Annotated in this window: 27 protein-coding genes and 1 pseudogene; 8 read left to right on the top strand and 20 right to left on the bottom strand. The window is 66.6% G+C overall.

Annotated features, from left to right (window positions below; all coding sequences use genetic code 11):
• The 9 genes from AX681_RS16480 to hisB all read right to left on the bottom strand — a co-directional run.
• On the bottom strand, window positions 1-381 hold a 381-nt coding region (locus AX681_RS16480; RefSeq protein ID WP_156456119.1), incomplete at its 3' end, for an amino acid permease.
• Between the two features lie 122 nt (window positions 382-503).
• The gene (locus AX681_RS16475) at window positions 504-926 is read right to left on the bottom strand and encodes an HIT domain-containing protein (protein WP_066659727.1); all 423 of its coding nucleotides are present in this window, start codon (window positions 924-926) and stop codon (window positions 504-506) included.
• A gap of 1 nt (window position 927) precedes the next feature.
• Window positions 928-1,251, bottom strand: a complete 324-nt coding sequence (locus AX681_RS16470) for a phosphoribosyl-ATP diphosphatase (protein ID WP_066659731.1) — start codon at window positions 1,249-1,251, stop codon at window positions 928-930.
• Between the two features lie 31 nt (window positions 1,252-1,282).
• On the bottom strand, window positions 1,283-1,477 hold the full coding sequence (locus AX681_RS16465; protein ID WP_066659732.1) for a hypothetical protein: 195 nt from the start codon (window positions 1,475-1,477) through the stop codon (window positions 1,283-1,285).
• 35 nt (window positions 1,478-1,512) lie between these two features.
• Window positions 1,513-2,280, bottom strand: coding sequence for an imidazole glycerol phosphate synthase subunit HisF (gene hisF / locus AX681_RS16460; RefSeq protein WP_066659733.1), 768 nt, complete (start codon window positions 2,278-2,280; stop codon window positions 1,513-1,515).
• A complete protein-coding gene (gene hisA / locus AX681_RS16455; protein WP_066659734.1) occupies window positions 2,277-3,002 on the bottom strand; it encodes a 1-(5-phosphoribosyl)-5-[(5-phosphoribosylamino)methylideneamino]imidazole-4-carboxamide isomerase in 726 nt (241 codons plus the stop codon). Before hisA ends, hisF begins: the two co-directional genes overlap by 4 nt.
• Window positions 2,990-3,589, bottom strand: coding sequence for an imidazole glycerol phosphate synthase subunit HisH (gene hisH, locus AX681_RS16450; protein WP_066659736.1), 600 nt, complete (start codon window positions 3,587-3,589; stop codon window positions 2,990-2,992). Before hisH ends, hisA begins: the two co-directional genes overlap by 13 nt.
• Window positions 3,586-3,894 carry a YciI family protein gene (locus AX681_RS16445; protein ID WP_066659738.1) on the bottom strand — a complete coding sequence of 103 codons (309 nt, stop codon included), beginning with the start codon at window positions 3,892-3,894 and terminating at the stop codon, window positions 3,586-3,588. Before AX681_RS16445 ends, hisH begins: the two co-directional genes overlap by 4 nt.
• Window positions 3,894-4,481: an imidazoleglycerol-phosphate dehydratase HisB gene (gene hisB, locus AX681_RS16440; protein WP_066659740.1), complete on the bottom strand. Its 588-nt coding sequence runs from the start codon at window positions 4,479-4,481 to the stop codon at window positions 3,894-3,896. Before hisB ends, AX681_RS16445 begins: the two co-directional genes overlap by 1 nt.
• Window positions 4,482-4,584: 103 nt before the next feature.
• Here hisB and AX681_RS16435 point away from each other — a divergent pair, with 103 nt between their 5' ends.
• From AX681_RS16435 to AX681_RS16410, 7 genes are all read left to right on the top strand, one after another.
• Window positions 4,585-5,070: an SspB family protein gene (locus AX681_RS16435; protein ID WP_066659743.1), complete on the top strand. Its 486-nt coding sequence runs from the start codon at window positions 4,585-4,587 to the stop codon at window positions 5,068-5,070.
• A 53-nt stretch (window positions 5,071-5,123) separates the two neighbouring features.
• Window positions 5,124-6,509 (top strand): class II fumarate hydratase, encoded by a 1,386-nt coding sequence (gene fumC / locus AX681_RS16430; protein ID WP_066659744.1) that lies wholly within the window; start codon window positions 5,124-5,126, stop codon window positions 6,507-6,509.
• Window positions 6,510-6,629: 120 nt separating this feature from the next.
• Window positions 6,630-6,764: a hypothetical protein gene (locus AX681_RS23235; RefSeq protein WP_269450356.1), complete on the top strand. Its 135-nt coding sequence runs from the start codon at window positions 6,630-6,632 to the stop codon at window positions 6,762-6,764.
• Window positions 6,761-6,958, top strand: a complete 198-nt coding sequence (locus AX681_RS16425; protein WP_066659745.1) for a hypothetical protein — start codon at window positions 6,761-6,763, stop codon at window positions 6,956-6,958. The genes AX681_RS23235 and AX681_RS16425 overlap by 4 nt, the downstream gene beginning before the upstream one ends.
• Window positions 6,955-7,146: a hypothetical protein gene (locus tag AX681_RS16420; protein ID WP_066659751.1), complete on the top strand. Its 192-nt coding sequence runs from the start codon at window positions 6,955-6,957 to the stop codon at window positions 7,144-7,146. The genes AX681_RS16425 and AX681_RS16420 overlap by 4 nt, the downstream gene beginning before the upstream one ends.
• A gap of 48 nt (window positions 7,147-7,194) precedes the next feature.
• Window positions 7,195-7,869: a guanylate kinase gene (gene gmk / locus AX681_RS16415; RefSeq protein ID WP_443026132.1), complete on the top strand. Its 675-nt coding sequence runs from the start codon at window positions 7,195-7,197 to the stop codon at window positions 7,867-7,869.
• A 64-nt stretch (window positions 7,870-7,933) separates the two neighbouring features.
• Window positions 7,934-8,494: a hypothetical protein gene (locus AX681_RS16410; RefSeq protein WP_066659749.1), complete on the top strand. Its 561-nt coding sequence runs from the start codon at window positions 7,934-7,936 to the stop codon at window positions 8,492-8,494.
• A gap of 3 nt (window positions 8,495-8,497) precedes the next feature.
• Here AX681_RS16410 and AX681_RS16405 read toward each other — a convergent pair whose 3' ends face one another.
• The 11 genes from AX681_RS16405 to AX681_RS16355 form a co-directional block, all read right to left on the bottom strand.
• Window positions 8,498-9,901, bottom strand: a complete 1,404-nt coding sequence (locus tag AX681_RS16405; protein ID WP_066682500.1) for a cation:proton antiporter — start codon at window positions 9,899-9,901, stop codon at window positions 8,498-8,500.
• Window positions 9,902-9,962: 61 nt separating this feature from the next.
• Window positions 9,963-10,652 (bottom strand): ATP12 family chaperone protein, encoded by a 690-nt coding sequence (locus AX681_RS16400; protein WP_066682498.1) that lies wholly within the window; start codon window positions 10,650-10,652, stop codon window positions 9,963-9,965.
• 4 nt (window positions 10,653-10,656) lie between these two features.
• On the bottom strand, window positions 10,657-10,872 hold the full coding sequence (locus AX681_RS16395) for a hypothetical protein (protein WP_066660146.1): 216 nt from the start codon (window positions 10,870-10,872) through the stop codon (window positions 10,657-10,659).
• Entirely contained in the window at window positions 10,869-11,528 is a 660-nt protein-coding gene (locus AX681_RS16390) for an HAD-IA family hydrolase (RefSeq protein WP_066660143.1), read from the bottom strand. The genes AX681_RS16395 and AX681_RS16390 overlap by 4 nt, the downstream gene beginning before the upstream one ends.
• Window positions 11,525-12,661 carry an RluA family pseudouridine synthase gene (locus AX681_RS16385; protein ID WP_066660132.1) on the bottom strand — a complete coding sequence of 379 codons (1,137 nt, stop codon included), beginning with the start codon at window positions 12,659-12,661 and terminating at the stop codon, window positions 11,525-11,527. The genes AX681_RS16390 and AX681_RS16385 overlap by 4 nt, the downstream gene beginning before the upstream one ends.
• On the bottom strand, window positions 12,658-13,038 hold the full coding sequence (crcB, locus tag AX681_RS16380) for a fluoride efflux transporter CrcB (RefSeq protein ID WP_066660129.1): 381 nt from the start codon (window positions 13,036-13,038) through the stop codon (window positions 12,658-12,660). The genes AX681_RS16385 and crcB overlap by 4 nt, the downstream gene beginning before the upstream one ends.
• A 38-nt stretch (window positions 13,039-13,076) precedes the next feature.
• A complete protein-coding gene (locus AX681_RS16375; protein WP_066682496.1) occupies window positions 13,077-13,628 on the bottom strand; it encodes a class I SAM-dependent methyltransferase in 552 nt (183 codons plus the stop codon).
• Window positions 13,625-14,941, bottom strand: coding sequence for an APC family permease (locus AX681_RS16370; protein WP_066658255.1), 1,317 nt, complete (start codon window positions 14,939-14,941; stop codon window positions 13,625-13,627). The genes AX681_RS16375 and AX681_RS16370 overlap by 4 nt, the downstream gene beginning before the upstream one ends.
• A gap of 69 nt (window positions 14,942-15,010) precedes the next feature.
• Complete coding sequence (locus AX681_RS16365) at window positions 15,011-15,304, bottom strand: winged helix-turn-helix domain-containing protein (RefSeq protein ID WP_066658257.1); 294 nt, start codon at window positions 15,302-15,304, stop codon at window positions 15,011-15,013.
• Between the two features lie 5 nt (window positions 15,305-15,309).
• Entirely contained in the window at window positions 15,310-15,927 is a 618-nt protein-coding gene (locus AX681_RS16360; protein ID WP_066658258.1) for a hypothetical protein, read from the bottom strand.
• Window positions 15,924-17,141 carry an acyltransferase family protein gene (locus tag AX681_RS16355; protein WP_066658261.1) on the bottom strand — a complete coding sequence of 406 codons (1,218 nt, stop codon included), beginning with the start codon at window positions 17,139-17,141 and terminating at the stop codon, window positions 15,924-15,926. The genes AX681_RS16360 and AX681_RS16355 overlap by 4 nt, the downstream gene beginning before the upstream one ends.
• A 279-nt stretch (window positions 17,142-17,420) precedes the next feature.
• Between AX681_RS16355 and AX681_RS16350 the strand changes: the two are divergent.
• A pseudogene (locus AX681_RS16350) lies at window positions 17,421-17,773 on the top strand (DUF885 domain-containing protein); the annotation flags it as partial.

Raw genomic sequence — 17,773 nt, 5'->3', positions numbered from 1 at the left:
GGCGATGCCATATTCGAGCAGCAGGAGCACGCCCATCACCCAGGCAATGAACTCGCCCAGCGTGGTGTAGCCATAGGTATAGGCCGAGCCCGACACGGGCAGGGTCGAGGAGAGTTCGGCATAGCACAGGCCGGCGAAGGCGCAGACGATGCCCGCAACGACGAACGACAGCAGCACCGCCGGGCCCGCATGCAGCGCGGCGGCGCTGCCGGTGCGCACGAAGATGCCCGCACCGATGATGCAGCCGATGCCGAGCAGAAGCAGGTTCCACTTGCCGAGCGTGCGCTTCAGCTCGCTATTTGCCGTCTCGCGCTGAACTTGCGCGATCGATTTGCGCGCAAACATGCGCGCCACGATTCCCCGATTGGGTGCTGTTGCCATGAAATATCCCCCGCGCCCTGAACGCGATTAACTTGGTTTACGGATGCGCAGCGAGCCTAACCGCAAATCGGTCGCACGCAATCCCCGAATTGCAGCTTTGTTACAGATGTTACCGGGCCGACTCAGCCGATCGACGCACCACGCGCGATCATCGCGTCGACCGTTGCCGCATCGACCAGCATCGGCCCCAGCTTGCGCCCGGCGAAGAGGTGGACGTGCAGATGCCCGACCGTCTGATGCGCATCGGCCCCGGCATTGGCGAGCAGGCGAAAGCCCGGTGCAACGAGTCCGGCATCGCGCGCCACCTTGCCCACCGCGCGGACGAATCCGGCAATCTCCGCATCGCTCGCCCGCGCGCTGAAATCGTCCCAGCTGACATAGGCGCCCTTGGGGATCACCAGGATATGGGTCGGCGCGACCGGGGCGATATCGGGGAAGGCGATGGCAAACTCGTCTTCATAGATTCGCTTGGCCGGAATCTCGCCACGCAGGATCTTCGCGAAGACGTTGCTGGGGTCATAAGGCTGGGTGGCGTCGACGGGCATCTCAACTCTCCTTGCGGCTCGCCTTTTCGTCGATCCCCGACACACCCTCGCGCCGCGTCAGTTCGGCGCGGACGTCATCGAGGCTGAGGTCCATGTCGGCGAGCAGGACGAGCAAATGGAAGATCAGGTCCGCCGCCTCGCCGGTTAGCCCTTCGCGGTCGTCCTGCACCGCGGCGATGGCGGCCTCGACCGCTTCCTCGCCCAGCTTCTGTGCGATCTTGGCGCGACCTTTCGCGGTCAGCTTGGCGACATAGGAGGACGCCGGATCGCCCGAACGGCGTTCGCGGATCACGGTTTCGAGCGTGGCGAGGATATCGTCGGCCATGGCTGCGCAGTCGGTCAGCCGCGCGCCGGTGTCAATCCTGTGAACCGTCCTCACGGCGCGCACGCGCCCTGCGGCGCATCGCCCGCTGGGCGAGCCACAGCCCGCCCGCGGCTATCGCAGCGAGCGCGAGGTCGGACAATTCGGGCATCGTGCGCCGGCTGATCTCCCCGCTATGCGCGGCAAGGGCAGGCGCGGTGGTCAGCAACAGGATCGCGATGGTGCGCATGGCGTGGGTTTAGCCCGCAACCGTTATGCGAAGGGTTAATGCGTGCGCCGCACCGGAATGCCTGCGCCCGCCAGCGCGGCATGCGCGTCGGCAATGCTCGCCTGCCCGAAATGGAAGATCGAGGCGGCGAGGACGGCACTCGCGTGCCCCTCGACGATGCCCGCGACCAGATCGGCGAGCCCGCCGACGCCGCCCGATGCCACCACCGGCACGCGCACCTGATCGGCAATGGTGCGAATCAGCGGCAGGTCGTATCCGTCGCGCGTCCCGTCGCGGTCCATCGAGGTGACGAGCAGTTCGCCCGCGCCCAGCCGGGCAAGGTTCAGCGCGTGTTCGACTGCATCGATGCCGGTCGGCTTGCGCCCGCCATGGGTGAAGACTTCCCAGCGCCCAGGCTCCACCTGACGCGCATCGACCGAGGCGACGACGCACTGGCTGCCCATTTTCTCGGCGATGTCGGCGACCAGCTCGGGCCGCGCGACCGCCGCGCTGTTGACCGCGACCTTGTCCGCCCCGGCGAGCAGCAGCGCGCGCGCATCCTCGACGCTGCGCACCCCGCCGCCCACCGTCAGCGGCATGAAACAGACTTCGGCGGTACGGCGTACGACGTCGAGGATCGTCCCGCGCGCCTCATGGCTGGCGGTGATGTCGAGGAAGCACAGCTCGTCCGCCCCAGCGGCGTCATAGGCGCGCGCCTGCTCGACCGGATCGCCGGCATCGACCAGATCGACGAAGTTCACGCCCTTGACGACGCGGCCCCCGGCGACGTCGAGGCAGGGAATGACGCGCGCGCGGACGGTCATGCGGCCGCCCTGATTGCCTCGGCCAGGTCGAGCCGCCCGTCATACAGCGCCCGCCCGGTGATCACGCCCTCGATGCCGGGCTTGCCGACCAGCGCATGGATGTCCGCGATCCCCGCGACCCCGCCGCTGGCGATCACCGGAATCGATACCTCTGCCGCCAGCGCCACCGTCGCCTCGACATTGCAGCCCTTGAGCAGCCCGTCGCGGCCGACATCGGTGAACAGCAGCGCCGCCACACCGACATCCTCGAAGCGATGGCCGAGTTCGGCGATCGACACGGTCGACACATCCGCCCAGCCCTTGGTCGCGACGAAGCCGTCGCGCGCGTCCACCGCCACGACGACGCGGCCCGGATGCGCCTTGGCGCTCTCGCGTACGAAATCGGGGTCTTCCAGCGCCGCAGTGCCGATCACCACGCGGGTGACACCAAGATCGAGCCAGCGTTCGACCGACGCGCGGTTGCGGATGCCGCCGCCCAGCTGGACCTTGCCCGGAAAGCGATCGACGATCGCCGCGACCGCGACACCGTTGATCGACTCACCGGCGAACGCGCCATCGAGATCGACGACGTGCAGCCACTCGGCGCCCGCCTGCGCAAACAACCCGGCCTGCGCGGCGGGGTCGTCGCCATAGATGGTGGCGCGCGCCATATCCCCTTCGGCAAGGCGGACGACCTGCCCGGATTTGAGGTCGATGGCAGGAAAAACGATCACGGCTTCCACCCTAGAAAACGCTGGAGCAGCGCCAGCCCGTAATGCTGGCTCTTTTCGGGGTGGAACTGCACCCCGAGGATATTGTCGCGGCCGATCGCCGCAGTGACGGGGCCGCCATGGTCGGTGATCGCCAGCACGCCGCTGCCCGAATAGGCAAAGCTGTGCAGGAAATAGGCTTCACCCGGCTCGATCAGCGCGTGCGACGATAGCGGGGTCACGTCGTTCCAGCCCATATGCGGGACATGCACCTGCGTCGCCGGCAGTTCGCGTACCACGCCGTCCATCCAGCCCAGGCCATCATGGCTGCCATGTTCCTCGCCGCGCGTCGCGAGCAGCTGCATGCCGACGCACACGCCCAGGAACGGCGCGCCCTGCTCCAGCACGCGGCGCTCCATCGCCGCGACCATGCCGGGAATCGCGCGCAGCCCCGCCGCGCACGCGCCGAACGCGCCGACACCGGGCAGGACGACGCGATCGGCCCGCGCCACCACGTCGGGATCGGCCGTAACGGCGACGCCCACCGCCCCGGCGGCCTTCAGCGCATTGTGGACCGAATGAAGATTGCCCGCGCCGTAATCGATCAGCGCGATGGTCATGACAGCAAGGGCGCCAGCGCGTCGGCGGCGAAGCTCGCCGCCAATTCGGTCACGCTCGCGGTCGCAACGCCGGCTGTGACGAACGGATCGGTGGCGGCAAAGGCCTCCACCTCGGCGCGATGGCCGCGGCACAGGATGACGCCGCCGGTACGCGGCACCTGACGGCCCGCAATCAGCAGCAGTCCTTCCTCGAACCCGGCTTCCAGCCAGGCGACATGCGCCGCCAGCTGCGCATCGACCGCTTCGATCGGCGAGACATAGGTGAGGGTGATGACGCAGACCGGTGCAGCGTCCAGCCGCGCCATTACAGCGTCCCCTTGGTGCTCGGGATCGTGTCCGCCTTGCGCGGGTCGATCTCCACCGCTTCGCGCAGCGCGCGGGCCAGGCCCTTGAACGCGGCTTCGGCGATATGGTGGTTGTTGCTGCCGTAGAGCGTCTCGACGTGCAGCGTCAGGCCGGCGGTCTGGGCGAAGCTGTGGAACCAGTGTTCAAACATCTCGGTGTCCATCTCGCCGAGGCGCTTCTGGCTGAACTCGGTCTTCCACACGAGGAAGGGTCGCCCCGAAATGTCGAGCGCGACGCGGGTCAGCGTTTCGTCCATGGGCGAGAGGGCATCGGCGTAGCGGCGGATGCCGCGCTTGTCGCCCAGCGCCTTGGCCACCGCCTCGCCGATCGCAAGGCCGGTGTCCTCGACCGTGTGGTGCTGGTCGATATGCAGGTCGCCGACCGTCCTTACGTCGAGGTCGATCAGCGAATGGCGCGACAGCTGCTCGAGCATATGGTCGAAAAAGCCGATCCCGGTGGAGATCGCATAGCTGCCGGTGCCATCGAGGTTCACGGTCACATCGACCGAAGTCTCGCTGGTCTTGCGGCTGATCGTGGCGGTACGCATGGCCGTCCCCATAGCGGTTGCGCGGGCAGGTGCAATCATCCCTGCGCTTTGGGGAGTGGCAAGAAATCTTGACCGCTCCGCTGGCGTCGCTAGGTCAGGGCATATGACCGGCAACGTACCCGACAGTTTGATTCCCTATGACGAGATCGTGCAGGAGGCCCTGCGCGCGGTCGTCGGCCGGGTGCTGGATCAGGTCGCCGCGACCGGTGCGCTGCCCGGCGCGCACCATTTCTACATCACGTTCAAGACGCGTGCGCCCGGCGTGGACATCCCCGACCGGCTGATCGAACGTTTCCCGGACGAGATGACGATCGTGCTTCAGCACCGTTTCTGGGACCTCAAGGTCGACGACAACCGCTTTTCGGTCGGCCTCAGCTTCAACCAGATCCCGTCGATCCTGACGATCCCGTTCGCCGCGATCACCGGTTTTCACGATCCCGCGGTCAATTTCGAGCTGCGCTTTCAGGCCGCCGAAGACCCCGACGGTCCCGATCCGCACGACGAAGCGGAAAATGACGAGCCGCCGGTCGCAACCCCGGTCGAGGACGGGTCAAACGTCGTCGCTGTGGACTTCAAGCGCAAGAAGTAAGGCTTGCGTTTGCGGCCACGCATCCCAGCTTGGACGGGGATGATGGAGGCTGCATGACCGATACCCGCACCGAAAACGACTCGATCGGCGCGATTGAGGTGCCCGCCACCGCCTATTGGGGCGCGCAGACTCAGCGCAGCATCGAGAATTTCCCGTTCGGCCTGACCGAGCGGATGCCGATGGGCATCGTGCGCGCGCAGGCGATCGTCAAACAGGCGGCGGCGCGGGTGAATGCGAAGCACGGCCTCGCGCCAGAGATCGTCGCGGCGATCGAGGATGCCGCGGGCGCGATCGTCGCGGGGCAACTCGACGACCAGTTTCCGCTGGTAATCTGGCAGACCGGCAGCGGCACCCAGACCAACATGAACGTCAATGAGGTGATCGCCGGCTATGCCAATGAAAGGCTGGCGGGCGCGCGCGGCGGCAAGGCGCCGGTGCACCCCAACGACCATGTGAACATGAGCCAGTCGTCCAACGACAGCTTCCCCACCGCGCTGCACGTCGCGGCGGTGCTGGCGACGCGCGACGCGCTGCTTCCTGCGCTGGGCCGGCTGACCACCGCGCTGGTCGCCAAGGCGGAGGCCTGGGGGCATATCGTCAAAATCGGCCGCACCCATACGCAGGACGCGACTCCGCTGACGCTGGGGCAGGAGTTTTCGGGCTACGCCGCGCAGCTGATCAGCTGCAAAGCGCGGATCGAGGGGGCGCTGAACGGCAATCTGCGCAAGCTCGCCATCGGCGGCACCGCGGTCGGTACCGGGCTGAATGCGCCGGCGGGCTGGGCCGAGGATATGGCCGCCGCCATTTCCGACATCACCGGCACGCCGTTCGAAAGCGCGCCCAACAAGTTCGAACAACTCGCCGCCAAGGACGGCCTCGTCTTCTTCTCCGGCGCGCTCAACACGCTCGCGGTCGCGCTGACCAAGATCGCCAACGACATCCGCTTCCTCGGCTCCGGCCCGCGTTCGGGCCTTGGCGAGCTGTCGCTCCCCGCGAACGAGCCGGGCAGCTCGATCATGCCGGGCAAGGTCAACCCCACCCAGTGCGAATCGTTGACGATGGTCGCGGCGCAGGTGATCGGCAATCATCAGGCGGTGACCGTCGGGGGGATGCAGGGGCATTTCGAGCTCAACGTGTTCATGCCGCTGATCGGCGCGAACGTCCTGCGCTCGATCCACCTGCTCAGCGTGGGCATGGAGAGCTTCGCCGAACGCTGCATTGACGGCATGACCGCGAACGAGGACCGCATCGCCGAACTGGTCGAACGCTCGCTGATGCTGGTCACCGCGCTCGCGCCGGAGATCGGCTACGACAATGCCGCCAAGATCGCCAAGACCGCGCATGAACAGGGGACGACGCTAAGGGAGGCCGGGCTCGCACTCGGCTTGGTCGATGCCGCGACGTTCGACCGCCTGGTCCGCCCCGAAATGATGGTCTGAGCACGCACTTTAGACGCTTCCATAATCCTCCCCCGTTAGGGAGAGGATCGGCTCTTCGCGCCACGCTGCGGAACCCATTGCGGTTTCGCGCTTTTCCTCCTGCGAACGGAGGGTTGGTTAATGGACGCATCGGTCATCGGCATGTTGCTCGGCGGAGTCGCGGTCGCATTTGCGGGTGCGGCATTCTGGACCGGCCTGCGCGGCATGGGTGAGGTGTTCGACCTGGCTACCGGTAGCAAGGAGTTTGGACAATGATCGGCGACCTGGTGGCAGGCTATATCGGTAAGCGCGTCGATGAGAGCGATGGCGAAGGCGGCACGCTCGGCACCATCGCCGGCATTGCGGCGTGGCGCGTCGGCAAGACGGTGATCCCGGCCGCGATCGTGCTGGGCGCAGCTGCGCTCGGCGCGCGTTATGTCCGCCGCCGGTGGCAGGCGCGCTCGGCATGATCCGCACGATCTTCGCCATGTTGGTCGGTCGCGCAATCGATCGCCGCGACGGACGTGGCGGGATGAAGGGTGCGATTATCGGCGCAGTCGGTCAGCGCGCGCTGACCCGAATGGGTCCGTTCGGCTGGGTGATCGGCGGCTTGATCCTGCTCTGGTCGCTCCTGACCGGGCGCAAGCGGCGCTATTAACCCCGTCCCACGCTTGACGAGAGCGCTCCCTCCGCGCCAATGGCGCGCATGGCGCATCGCGATTCCAAATTTGAGTTCGACCGCAGGGGCGTTCTCTTTGTCCTGTCCTCTCCCTCCGGCGCAGGCAAGTCGACGATCGCGCGCAAGCTGCTCGAACGCGAACCCGGCATGGGCGTCTCGGTCTCCGCGACCACCCGTCCGATCCGCGCGGGCGAGCAGGATGGCCGCGAATATCACTTCCTCAGCACCGACGAGTTCAAGGCGCGCGCCGCACGGCACGAATTCCTCGAATGGGCGCATGTCTTCAACTATCGCTACGGCACCCCGCGTGAGCCGGTAAAGCGGATGCTCGCCGCCGGGCAGGACGTGCTGTTCGACGTGGATTGGCAGGGCGCGCAGCAGCTGTTCCAGCTGGAGGGCGGCGATGTCGTCCGCATCTTCATCGTACCGCCCTCGCTCACCGAACTCGAAAAGCGCCTGCGCGCGCGCGCGACCGACAGCGAGGATGTGATCCAGTATCGCATGAAGCGCGCCGAGCGTGAGCTGAGCCACTGGGACGGCTATGACTATGTCGTGGTCAACGACGATCTCGACGCCTGTTTCGAGAAGGTCCACACCATCCTGAAGGCCGAGCGCGAGAAGCGCTCGCGCAAGCCCGGCCTGATCGGTTTCATCCGCGAACGCGCCGAAGAAGCGATCGAAATGGGCTTGGCCACGCGCTGAACTTTCCTGTCCTCAGATTGTTACGGCTGCACTAAACTGCGGCCAAACAACGGGGAGAGCGCAAATGCCAAGAGTCTTGCTGGGCGGCCTGCTGGGCGGGGTCGCGATGTGGATCGTCGGGTTCATCTTCTGGGGCACGCCGCTGTCGATGCTGGCGACCAGCAACGCGGGCGACAGCGCCAGCGTCGCGGTTCAGGCCGCGCTGGCCCAGCATCTCGGCCCCAACGGCAGCGGCGCCTATCCGATTCCCTGGCCCGGCACGCCCCTGGGCACGCAGGCTTATGGCGAGGGACCGACGGCTTTGGTGCTGTTCAACACCAACGGTTTCGCGCTGCCCGATACCGCCGCACTGGTCGGCGGGCTGATCCTCGGCATCCTCTGCGCGCTGCTGCTGGCCTTCGCGCTGGCGCGGCTCACGATCGGCATGAGCTTCGCCCAGCGGCTGACCGCCGTCGCACTGTTTGCAGTGGCCTTCACCGCCTACAGCCAGCTGGGACAGCCGGTGTTCAATCACGCCCCCTGGGGCTATTTCATCTATCTGTGGATCAGCGAAGTCGCGGGCTGGCTCGCCGCAGGGGCGGTGATCGCCTGGCTGCTGCCCAAGCCTGCCGCACCGGTGGTCTAGCGTTTAGGCCGGGCGCGGAGCGATGGCGGCACCACGCGCGTCGCCATCCTCGCCGCGCAGCGCGTCCAGTTCGCCGCTCGCCCGCGCGCGCTTGCCATAAACCGCTTCGAACAGCGGGCCAGCCATCATCGTCGTGACGATCGCCATCAGCACCATCATCGAAAACAGCGTCGGCCCGATAATGCCCTTTTGCAGGCCGATGTTGATGATGATCAACTCCATCAGCCCGCGCGAGTTCATCAGCGCGCCGATGCCGAGCGCGGTGCGATTGTCCTCGCCCGACAGCCGCGCTGCTGCCCAGCATGCGCCGAGCTTCGCCAGGATCGAAACCGCCAGAATGCCCAGCGCGATGGCGAGCAAAGGCAGGCTGTTGACCATGTCCATCCGGGTGTTGAGCCCCGAATAGGTGAAGAACATCGGCAGCAGCATGACCACCGCCAGCGGCTCGACCTTGCGCTTCAGTTCCTCGACGAACAGCCCGCGCGGCATGCACACACCCAGCAGGAAACCGCCGAACACGGCGTGAATGCCGATCGCGTCCATCACGAAGGCGGACAGGCAGAACAGGATCAGCGTAATCGCGAGCACCAGGTTGGTCATCTCGCCCCGCGCCTCGACCGCGCGGCCCAGTGGGGCGAGCAGGCGCTTGCCGAAGAGCAGCATGAACAGCGTGAAGGCGATGCCGCCGACGATGGCGATCACCGCGATGCCGGGACCGCCGCCAAAAGTCGCGAGCACGATCGCCAGCACGCACCACGACACCGCGTCGTCGAACGCCCCCGCCGTCAGCGACAGCGTGCCGAGTGAGGTCTTGGCAAGGCCGCGTTCGTTGATGATCCGCGCCAGCATCGGAAAGGCGGTCAGCGCGATGCACGCGCCCATGAACAGCGTCGCGCTCCACTGGCTGATGCCGTCCGCAAACAGCCCCGGCATGCTCAGCAGCCACGGCGTCAGCAACACCGCGCACAGGAACGGCGTGGCGATGCCGGCAACCGATACGGTGGCGGCGCTCTTCGCCTTGGTCTTGAAATGGTCGAGATGGAGTGTGCAGCCGACGAGGAACATGTAGAGGCCAACGCCGAACTGCGCGCCGACATACAGGATGTTCTTGGTTTCCTTGGGGAAGATCGCCCCCTGCAGCTCGGGAAAGAACAGGCCGAACAGCGACGGGCCGAGCACGACGCCCGCGATCATCTCGCCCACCACCTGCGGCTGGCCGAGGAATTTCTGCCCCATCCATCCGACCACGCGCGCGGCGAGAATGATCAGCGCGAGCTGCAGGAAGAAATGGATGCTGTGGTCATTAGGGGTGAAGCTCGCGGCGGCATTCACCGCCGGGCCATGGGCACCCATGACGTCGCCCAATGCACGCAATGTATCGGCGAACAATTCCTCAAACACGCCCATCCCCTTTTTGCGCGACCTCCTGGCCGGTCTATCGCGATGATATCGCTACCATCCTACTCATTCAGAGCAAATGGAGAAACCGGACCGCAGCCGTATAATCGGCGCGGCGGGCGTCGCGCGCCTTGCGCGCGAGATCATCCTCGCCCCAATGCTCGACCTGCCAATCCTCGTCCAGATTGGCGGCGGACCAGATATCCTCCGGGTCGGCGGCACGCTCGATCAGCGCCAGCGCCGCGACCAGCGACCCGGTGACCGTCACGATCGGCGACAGCCCGGCCAGCTCGAACGCCGACCGCGCCGCAACCGCCTCGGCCAGCGCAGCCACGGCCGCGGCGGGCTGGGCGACATGCACGATGCCGGTGGTCGCGATCAGTGCTGCGCCATAGCGCTGCCGCGCCCAGCCAAGCAGCGGGTCCCAGCTGGCCGCCTGCCGCAGCTGCAATTCGAGCGGATGGTCGGCGCGGTAGCAGAGCAGGTCGCTTTCGCCATATTTGGCAAGACCGGCGGCAAAGGCGGCGGGGTCGGGCGCGATCCGGTCGATCGCCGCATTGGCCAGGCCCGTGAGCGGCATCGCGCGCGGGTCGATCGTCTCTCCGACGCCGCGCCATTCCTCGGCCACCGCCTCGGCCAGCGCCGGATTGGGCAAGGTCAGTGGCGCGCGGCCCGGCGTGCGCACCGGCTTGCCGTCGAGATGCACGTCATGCCCGCCATCGGCCGCGACCAGCGCGACCTCCTTCCAGAAGCGTCGCATGATCCTATTCCGTCGGCGGGGTGCGCCAGCGCCGGGCGAGCGCGCGCGGCACCACGGCGATGCAATAGAGGCCCGACAACAGGATTGCCGCGCCCAGCAGGCGCATCACCATATCCTCGGCGCGGCCCATGATGATCAGGCCGAACACCGCGCCGGCGACTGCGATCATCTGCGCGAACACCATCGCGAAATAGCGGTTGCGGGCCGGATCCTCGGTCATAACGCCTCCAACAGCGCCGGCAGGTCGCGTGCATGGCTCGTCACATGATGCGCCCCGGCGGCGTGCAATTCATGCGCCTCGTGATAGCCCCACGCAACCCCGACCGCGTGCGTCCCAGCATTCACCGCCATCGCGATGTCATAGCTGGTATCGCCGATCATCGCGGTGCGCAGCGGATCGCCGCCCGCCTCGGCAATCGCCGCCTGAAGCATCGCCGGGTGCGGCTTGGATGGATGCCGGTCGGCGGTCTGCAGCGTCACGAAACGGTCGGTCAGCCCATGATGCTCCAGGATCAGCGCCAGCCCGCGATCCGACTTGCCGGTCGCCACGCCCAGCATCCACCCGGCATCGCGCAACGCCTCGATCGCCTCGGCCACGCCATCGAACAGCGGCTCGGGATCGAGCGCCGCGTCCATCCGCATCGCGTGGAACGCGCTCTTGTACGCCTCGGCCATCGCGACATGCATCGCCGGCTCGGCCTGGGGCAGCAGTTGTGCGATCGCCGGGACAAGGCTCAGCCCCACGATGCGCCGGATATCCTCGCGCGTCGGCGGGTCGAGCCGATGCTGGACGAAGCACGCCTCCATCGCGCGACAGATATTGGCCTGCGAATCGACCAACGTCCCGTCGCAGTCGAACACCGCGAGGCGGGTCATCCCTTCTTCGCCGGCTTCCGCGCGGGCCTCTTCTTTGCGGTCGTGTCGCGGCGCCCTTGGCGCTCACCACGGCGCTCCTTGCGATAGGTCTTGGCGTGGGCCTTGGCCTTGGCCTTTTCCTGCTCCTTGGTGAACGGCACCTTCTCGTCGGGCGGCAGGTTATCGCCATCCTCGAGGTTGAAGCCCAGCTGTACCAGCGTCTCGGCGAAATGCGTCGGCAGGTCCGCCGTCACGTCCAGCTTGCCGCCATCGGGATGGTCGATGCGGATGCGCCGCGCATGCAGGTGCATCTTGCGGCTAATGCTGCCCGACAGGAACGCTTCGGCCATGCCGTATTTGCCGTCACCGACGATCGGGTGGCCGATCGCCGCCATATGCACGCGCAGCTGGTGCGTGCGCCCGGTATGCGGCTGCAGCTCGACCCAGGCGGCGCGGTTTCCGGCGCGGTCGATCACGCGATAGCGGGTGCGCGCGGGCTGGCCTTCCTTCTCGTCGACCTGCATCTTTTCGCCGCCGGTGCCCGGCTGCTTGCCCAGCGGGAGATCGATAAACCCGTCCTCGATGCTCGGCACGCCGACGATGATCGCCCAATAGGTCTTGCGTGCCGTCCGCCCCGAAAAGCTCTTCGAGAAATAGGCCGCGGCCCGCGCCGTGCGCGCCAGCACCAGCGCGCCCGACGTATCCTTGTCGAGCCGGTGGACCAGCTTGGGCCGCGTATCGAGGTCGAAATAGAGGCCGTCGAGCAGCTGATCGACATGATCATGCGTCTTGGTCCCGCCCTGCGTCGCGAGCCCCGGCGGCTTGTTGAGCACGATCGCCTGCGCGTCGCGATGGATCACCATGCTCTCGGCAAACTCGATCTGCTCTGGGCTGAGCTGAACGCGCGCCTTTTTCGGCCTGGCGGTCGCGACCGGAGTGGCGTCGGCCCGAGGCACGCGGATCACCTGGCCCGCCTGGATACGGTCGCCCGGCGTGGCCCGCGCGCCATCGACGCGCAGTTGCCCGGTGCGCGCCCAGCGCGACACGATGTTGAAACTGGTATCGGGCAGATGCCGCTTGAACCAGCGATCGAGCCGGATGCCGTCATCGTCGAGTGCGACGGTGAATTGGCGGACATTGGCGTCAGCGCTCATGCCGCCACCATCCGGCTGACCTGCAGCCCGGCGAACAGCGCGCCGATCGAGAGTGCGACCGAGGCGAGGATGTAGAACAGCGCGGTCGTCACTTCGCCGCGCTCGATCATCAGCACGGTCTCGAGCGAAAAGGCCGAAAAGGTGGTGAAGCCGCCAAGCACGCCGACGCCGAGCAGATAGCGCAGCGCCTCATCCCCGCTCGCCCGCGACGCGAGCCAGGCAGCGAGCAGGCCCATGGCAAAGGCGCCGATGACGTTGACCGCAAGGGTGCCGACCGGAAACCCCGGCCCCCACAGCGCAAGCGCCGCGCGCCCGACCAGATGCCGCGCGCCGGCGCCGACCGCGCCGCCCAGCATGACGAGAAACAGATGATGCATATTGCCGCCCTAGCGCGGAAAGCGCGCGCGGTCGATTCCTACCCTCGCGGCGGCACGGTCCAGTAATAGATCGTCCGCCCATCGATCGTCGCCTCCTTCTCCGGCTCCCAATCGCCCATGCGGAAGGCGTGGCTGACGATCCGTGTTCCGGGCTTCAGTTCGGCGAGCAATTTGGGGCGCAATTTCTCGTTCAACGTGTCGAGCAGATAGAGCGTGACGACGGTCGCATCGCTGAAGTCGCTGGTGAACAGATCGGCTTGCCTGAACGAAACCTCACCGGTCACCCCTGCCGCCTTGGCGTTGGCGTTCGCCTCCTTGATCCGCGTAGGATCGATGTCGATGCCGACCGCGCGCACCTGCTTGCGCTTGGCGGCGGCGATCGGGATGCGTCCGTCGCCCGAGCCGAGGTCGTACAGGACATCGCCGTCGCGCAGGTCGACCATGTCCAGCATCGCTTCGACCACGGTGGGCGGGGTGGGGACATAAATGACGTCGGGGGTCTGGCTCTGTGCGGCGGGCGGCGATGCGGCCGGCGGCGTGACGGCACTTCCGGCGACAAGTGCGGCAGCGGCAAGGATCAACAGCTTCATGGTTCAATCTCCGCTTCAGGGGTGACGACCAACAGCAGCAACGCGCCGACGCCGAGAATGGCTACGCCCGCAAGCGCGCCCCATCCGGTATAGGCGAGGCTCGACCATAGCAGATACGCCGTGGTGGCGCAGAAGATCCCGGGCAAAACGGGATAAAGCGGTACGCGGAACGGACGGGGCGTATCCGGCTCGGTCCAGCGCAGCACGAACAGCGAAAGTCCGGCGAGCAGCAGGAACAGCCAGAAGACGGGCGCGGTATATTCGACCGCGACGCGAAACCCGTCGCGGGCAAATCCGCCCAGCACGACCAGCAGCAGCGCGATCGCCCCCTGCGCGATCAGGCCGTTGCCCGGCGTGTCGCGGCGATGATCCCATTGGCCGAGCCAGCGCAGCGGCCGCACGCGTTGCCCCAAGGCACAGGCGGTGCGTCCCCCGACGATCGCGGTGGCATTGGCGCTCGTCAGTGCCGCCACCGCTACCGCTGCGCTGATCGCCGCCGCGCCCATCGGACCGAAGGCGCGGCGCATTACCTCGGCCGCCACCGCGTCATTGCCCGCCATCCCGGCGATGCCGAGGCCGTTGAGCAAGGCGAGGTTGACCAGCACATAGAGCGCGGTGACCAACGCCAGCGCCGCGCACAGGATCACGGCGATCCGGCGCGGCGGGTCCTTCATCTCCGCCGAGACATAGACCGCCTCGCTCCACCCTCCATAGGAGAGGAGAACGAACACCATCAGCAGCCCGAGCGCGCCGCCGCCCGGTGCGGGGGGGACTGCGTCCGGGGAAGCAAGCGAGAACCCGGCGACGATGATCGCAACGAGCCCGATCACCTCCGTCAGCGTCAGCCAGCGCTGCGCCTGCGTTCCCCAGCGCACCCCCAGCCAGTTGATCGCGGTAACCGCAACGACCGCGATCCCCGCCCAGATCGCCGGACCCGCCGGGCCGAGCGGCAACAGCACCTGCAGATAATCGCCTACGATGAACGACAACAGCGCCAGCGACCCCGTCTGGATCACCGCCAGCCGCGCCCAGGCGTAGAGGAACGCGATCCGCTGGCCGAAGGCGCGCCCGATATAATGGTAATCGCCGCCCATATGCGGCCAGGCCGCCGCCATCTCGGCATAGCAGAGTGCCCCGATGATCGAGAGCACGCCGCCGGCAACCCATGCCAGGATCATCGTCGTAGAATCGCCCGCCACCCCTGCGACCAGCGCCGGGGTGCGAAAGATGCCGGCGCCGATGACGATGCCGACGGTCAGCGCAAACACATCGACGGCGCGCAGCGTGCGGCGCGGGGCGGCAGCGGGGGTCACGAGATCGGCATCGGGCAGGGTTCCGGAGAGAAGCAGGCTGTCGATCGCAGATGCAACCGCGCGGCTTCCTTATGCGATCAGCTTGACCAATGCTTCAAGATAACTCGCAAATGCCTTGCGCCCGGCTGGCGTCATGCGCGCGCGGGTCAGCGGCTTGCGCCCGGAAAAACTCTTGTCGATCGCGATATATCCTGCCTCTTCCAGCTTGCGCAGATGGACCGACAAATTGCCCTGTGTCGCTTGAAGCAGCGCCTTCAATTCGTTGAAATCGGCGACTTCGGCATCGGCAAGATACGCCATGATCCCCAGCCGCATGCGGCCGTGAATCACGTCGTCAATCTGTCCGATGTCGAAATTCTTCATCGCCGTCAGCTATTGGCCGCGCCGCGCAACAGGATCCAGCCCGGCAGCGCCATCAGCAGCAGCAATGCCGCTCCGATCAACAGGATGAACAGGTCTATCCGTTCCAGCATCAGCGCGCCCAGTATGGCGGTCGCGAACCAGCCGACGGACACCAGCGCAAGCCAGCCCCGGCGACGGATGGCAAAGGCGATGTACCAGGCTGCCCCCTGCAGCACCGCGACCATCAGCGGGTGGAACAACCACACGCCCATGTCCTGCCGGCGCCAGGCCAGATAGCCGAAGATCGCTGCAGTGGTCAGGGTCGCGAGACCGGTGCTGCCAAACCCGGCGTTGAACGCGCGCATCGCCATGCCCTGCGGCGCGACCGCGCCGTTGCGCCGCACGATCCATATGATCAGCGCGACGAAGATCACGGTCGGCAGAAATCCGGCGGTGAGGTGGACGATCGGTGGCGCGGGCCAGCCGCTGACCATCAACGCCCATTGCACCAGGCACTGGAGGCCATAGCACAGGCCCCCGGCCAGCAGCGCCTCGCCGGCGGACGCCTGCACCTGGCCCCCCTCGCTCACCAGCGCACGGACAAAGGCGAGATCGTCGCGTGCGCTCTGGGACGGATCGGTCATATCGTCTGGGCCTCCATAGCACGCGGTTGCCGGCGCGGCATGCTCCGCCCGTTGAGCCACCGTCCCACAAAACTGTGCCGTACCAGCAGGTGATAGCTGGCAAGCAGGATAAGGGAAGCGCCCAGCACCACGATGGCGAATTTGACCAGGCCGGGCAGCGCCAGCGGAAACACCAGGATTTGTGCTGCCATCACGACGGGCAGATGGACCAGATAGATCCAGTAGGACGAGTCGGCCAGATAGCGGACCCAGCGCCGCTCGGCATCGAGGAAGCGCAGCGCCGCACCGAGCAGCCCCAGCGTCCACGTCCAGCTCGCGATCATATAGGCTCCGGCCAGCAGCACACGCTTGGTCGGGTCGGGCTCGGGCGCGAAGAAGGGCAGTCCGCCGCGATCCCAGAGCAGACAGCCGCTCAGCAGGATCGCGCCGATCAGATGCAGCGCCCAGCGCGCAGCGATCTGTCCCAGCAGGATCGGCCGGCGGTGCAGCATCCAGCCGAAGCCGAATGCGGTGGCATAGGCGGCCAGCGCGGCAGCATTGGGGATCAGCCCCATATCGGGCGTCGGGATGCCGGCTGCTGGCATCCAGACGGGCAGCTTCACAAGCGCGACAAATCCGGGAACCGCAAGCAGCACGCTCGCCGCGCCATAGCGGATCGCTGTGGCGATGATCGGATCGGCGATGCGCGCCGCGGCCATTCCCTTGCGATCGATCAGGCCAAAGACGCTGCGCATGGCCAGCGCCGCAAGATACAGGAGCGTAAGCACATACAGAAACCACAGATGCGTCAGCGGAAAGGTTGCGACGGTTGGTGGAGGGGGTGGGGGCTGGTTCGCGGGCGGCATGCCGCCGTTCATCACGACTGCGCCCCAGATGAACGCCGCGATGATCCCCGCCAGCACGAACGGCCAGAACAGGAACAGCGGCAGGACGATCCGCTTGCCGCGGTCGCGGACGAACCCTGCAACCCCCCGCCGCTCCAGCAGCATGCGGCCGAAGTATCCCGCGATGACGAAGAACAGGGTCATGCGGAACATGTGCGAGACGATGAAGAAGCTACCGATCAGCGGTTCGGCCGCGTCACGCACCATCCAGATTTTCGGCCCGGGCAGGAAGCTGAGGCTCGCGTGAAATGCCACCCCCAGCAACAGCGCGCCGCCGCGGACGGCATCCAGCGCGTGCAGTCGGACGGTCGGGGTACCGGAATCATCCATCGCAAGCCTCCTCGCAGAATCAAACTGAGCACCACGTACAAGAAAACCAGTTTATGTTACAAACTTATTTGTCGGGCCGGTATGAGGCGCTGCCACGCATCGCTTGCAATGTTGGATTTCCTCTGCTTGCCTCGGGAAATGGCTATGTTTGCTCCGGTTCATCCACGCGCACACCGTTCCGCACATGTCCCCGTACAGGGGCGCAAGAGTGTAAGCTTCGCTGTCCGCAGCGTAATCGCCGTAGCTGCCCTTGCCGCTGCGCTGGCCGCCAGCCCAGCCGTGGCCGGGCCCCAGGATGATTTCCGCGCCCTGCTCGACGAACATTTCGCGTGGGTGCTCAAGGAGAATCCTGGTTTTGCCCGATCGGTCGGCGTCGATATCGATCCAATCGCGGTCGGCGATGTCAGCCTCGCCGCCGAGGATCGTCGTGCTGCGGCGGAGGCGGTATTCCTGAAACGGCTTGATGCCATCCCCGATGCCGGACTGACCCCGGCGCAGCGCACCGACAAGGCGATCTTGCGCCGGTTGCTGGCGGAAAGTATTGAAAACAATGGCTTTGGCCAGCGCACGATCCTGTTCACCAGCTACTCCAACCCGTGGCAGGGCGCGGCGGGGCAGGGGGAGCGCACTGC

It is taken from the genome of Sphingomonas sp. CCH9-E2 (assembly GCF_001557215.1).
Classification (GTDB): Bacteria; Pseudomonadota; Alphaproteobacteria; order Sphingomonadales; family Sphingomonadaceae; genus Sphingomonas.
Note: the sequence above shows the minus strand (reverse complement) of the source record. Positions and strands in the feature narration are given on the sequence as shown.

Coding starts and splice junctions, on each gene's coding strand:
- AX681_RS16475 (WP_066659727.1), bottom strand. CDS start 926: ATGCCCGTCGACGCCACCCAGCCTTATGACCCCAGCAACGTCTTCGCG.
- AX681_RS16470 (WP_066659731.1), bottom strand. CDS start 1,251: ATGGCCGACGATATCCTCGCCACGCTCGAAACCGTGATCCGCGAACGC.
- AX681_RS16465 (WP_066659732.1), bottom strand. CDS start 1,477: ATGCGCACCATCGCGATCCTGTTGCTGACCACCGCGCCTGCCCTTGCC.
- hisF (WP_066659733.1), bottom strand. CDS start 2,280: ATGACCGTCCGCGCGCGCGTCATTCCCTGCCTCGACGTCGCCGGGGGC.
- hisH (WP_066659736.1), bottom strand. CDS start 3,589: ATGACCATCGCGCTGATCGATTACGGCGCGGGCAATCTTCATTCGGTC.
- AX681_RS16445 (WP_066659738.1), bottom strand. CDS start 3,894: ATGGCGCGGCTGGACGCTGCACCGGTCTGCGTCATCACCCTCACCTAT.
- hisB (WP_066659740.1), bottom strand. CDS start 4,481: ATGCGTACCGCCACGATCAGCCGCAAGACCAGCGAGACTTCGGTCGAT.
- AX681_RS16435 (WP_066659743.1), top strand. CDS start 4,585: ATGACCGGCAACGTACCCGACAGTTTGATTCCCTATGACGAGATCGTG.
- fumC (WP_066659744.1), top strand. CDS start 5,124: ATGACCGATACCCGCACCGAAAACGACTCGATCGGCGCGATTGAGGTG.
- AX681_RS23235 (WP_269450356.1), top strand. CDS start 6,630: ATGGACGCATCGGTCATCGGCATGTTGCTCGGCGGAGTCGCGGTCGCA.
- AX681_RS16425 (WP_066659745.1), top strand. CDS start 6,761: ATGATCGGCGACCTGGTGGCAGGCTATATCGGTAAGCGCGTCGATGAG.
- AX681_RS16420 (WP_066659751.1), top strand. CDS start 6,955: ATGATCCGCACGATCTTCGCCATGTTGGTCGGTCGCGCAATCGATCGC.
- gmk (WP_443026132.1), top strand. CDS start 7,195: ATGGCGCATCGCGATTCCAAATTTGAGTTCGACCGCAGGGGCGTTCTC.
- AX681_RS16410 (WP_066659749.1), top strand. CDS start 7,934: ATGCCAAGAGTCTTGCTGGGCGGCCTGCTGGGCGGGGTCGCGATGTGG.
- AX681_RS16405 (WP_066682500.1), bottom strand. CDS start 9,901: ATGGGCGTGTTTGAGGAATTGTTCGCCGATACATTGCGTGCATTGGGC.
- AX681_RS16400 (WP_066682498.1), bottom strand. CDS start 10,652: ATGCGACGCTTCTGGAAGGAGGTCGCGCTGGTCGCGGCCGATGGCGGG.
- AX681_RS16395 (WP_066660146.1), bottom strand. CDS start 10,872: ATGACCGAGGATCCGGCCCGCAACCGCTATTTCGCGATGGTGTTCGCG.
- AX681_RS16390 (WP_066660143.1), bottom strand. CDS start 11,528: ATGACCCGCCTCGCGGTGTTCGACTGCGACGGGACGTTGGTCGATTCG.
- AX681_RS16385 (WP_066660132.1), bottom strand. CDS start 12,661: ATGAGCGCTGACGCCAATGTCCGCCAATTCACCGTCGCACTCGACGAT.
- crcB (WP_066660129.1), bottom strand. CDS start 13,038: ATGCATCATCTGTTTCTCGTCATGCTGGGCGGCGCGGTCGGCGCCGGC.
- AX681_RS16375 (WP_066682496.1), bottom strand. CDS start 13,628: ATGAAGCTGTTGATCCTTGCCGCTGCCGCACTTGTCGCCGGAAGTGCC.
- AX681_RS16365 (WP_066658257.1), bottom strand. CDS start 15,304: ATGAAGAATTTCGACATCGGACAGATTGACGACGTGATTCACGGCCGC.
- AX681_RS16360 (WP_066658258.1), bottom strand. CDS start 15,927: ATGACCGATCCGTCCCAGAGCGCACGCGACGATCTCGCCTTTGTCCGT.
- AX681_RS16355 (WP_066658261.1), bottom strand. CDS start 17,141: ATGGATGATTCCGGTACCCCGACCGTCCGACTGCACGCGCTGGATGCC.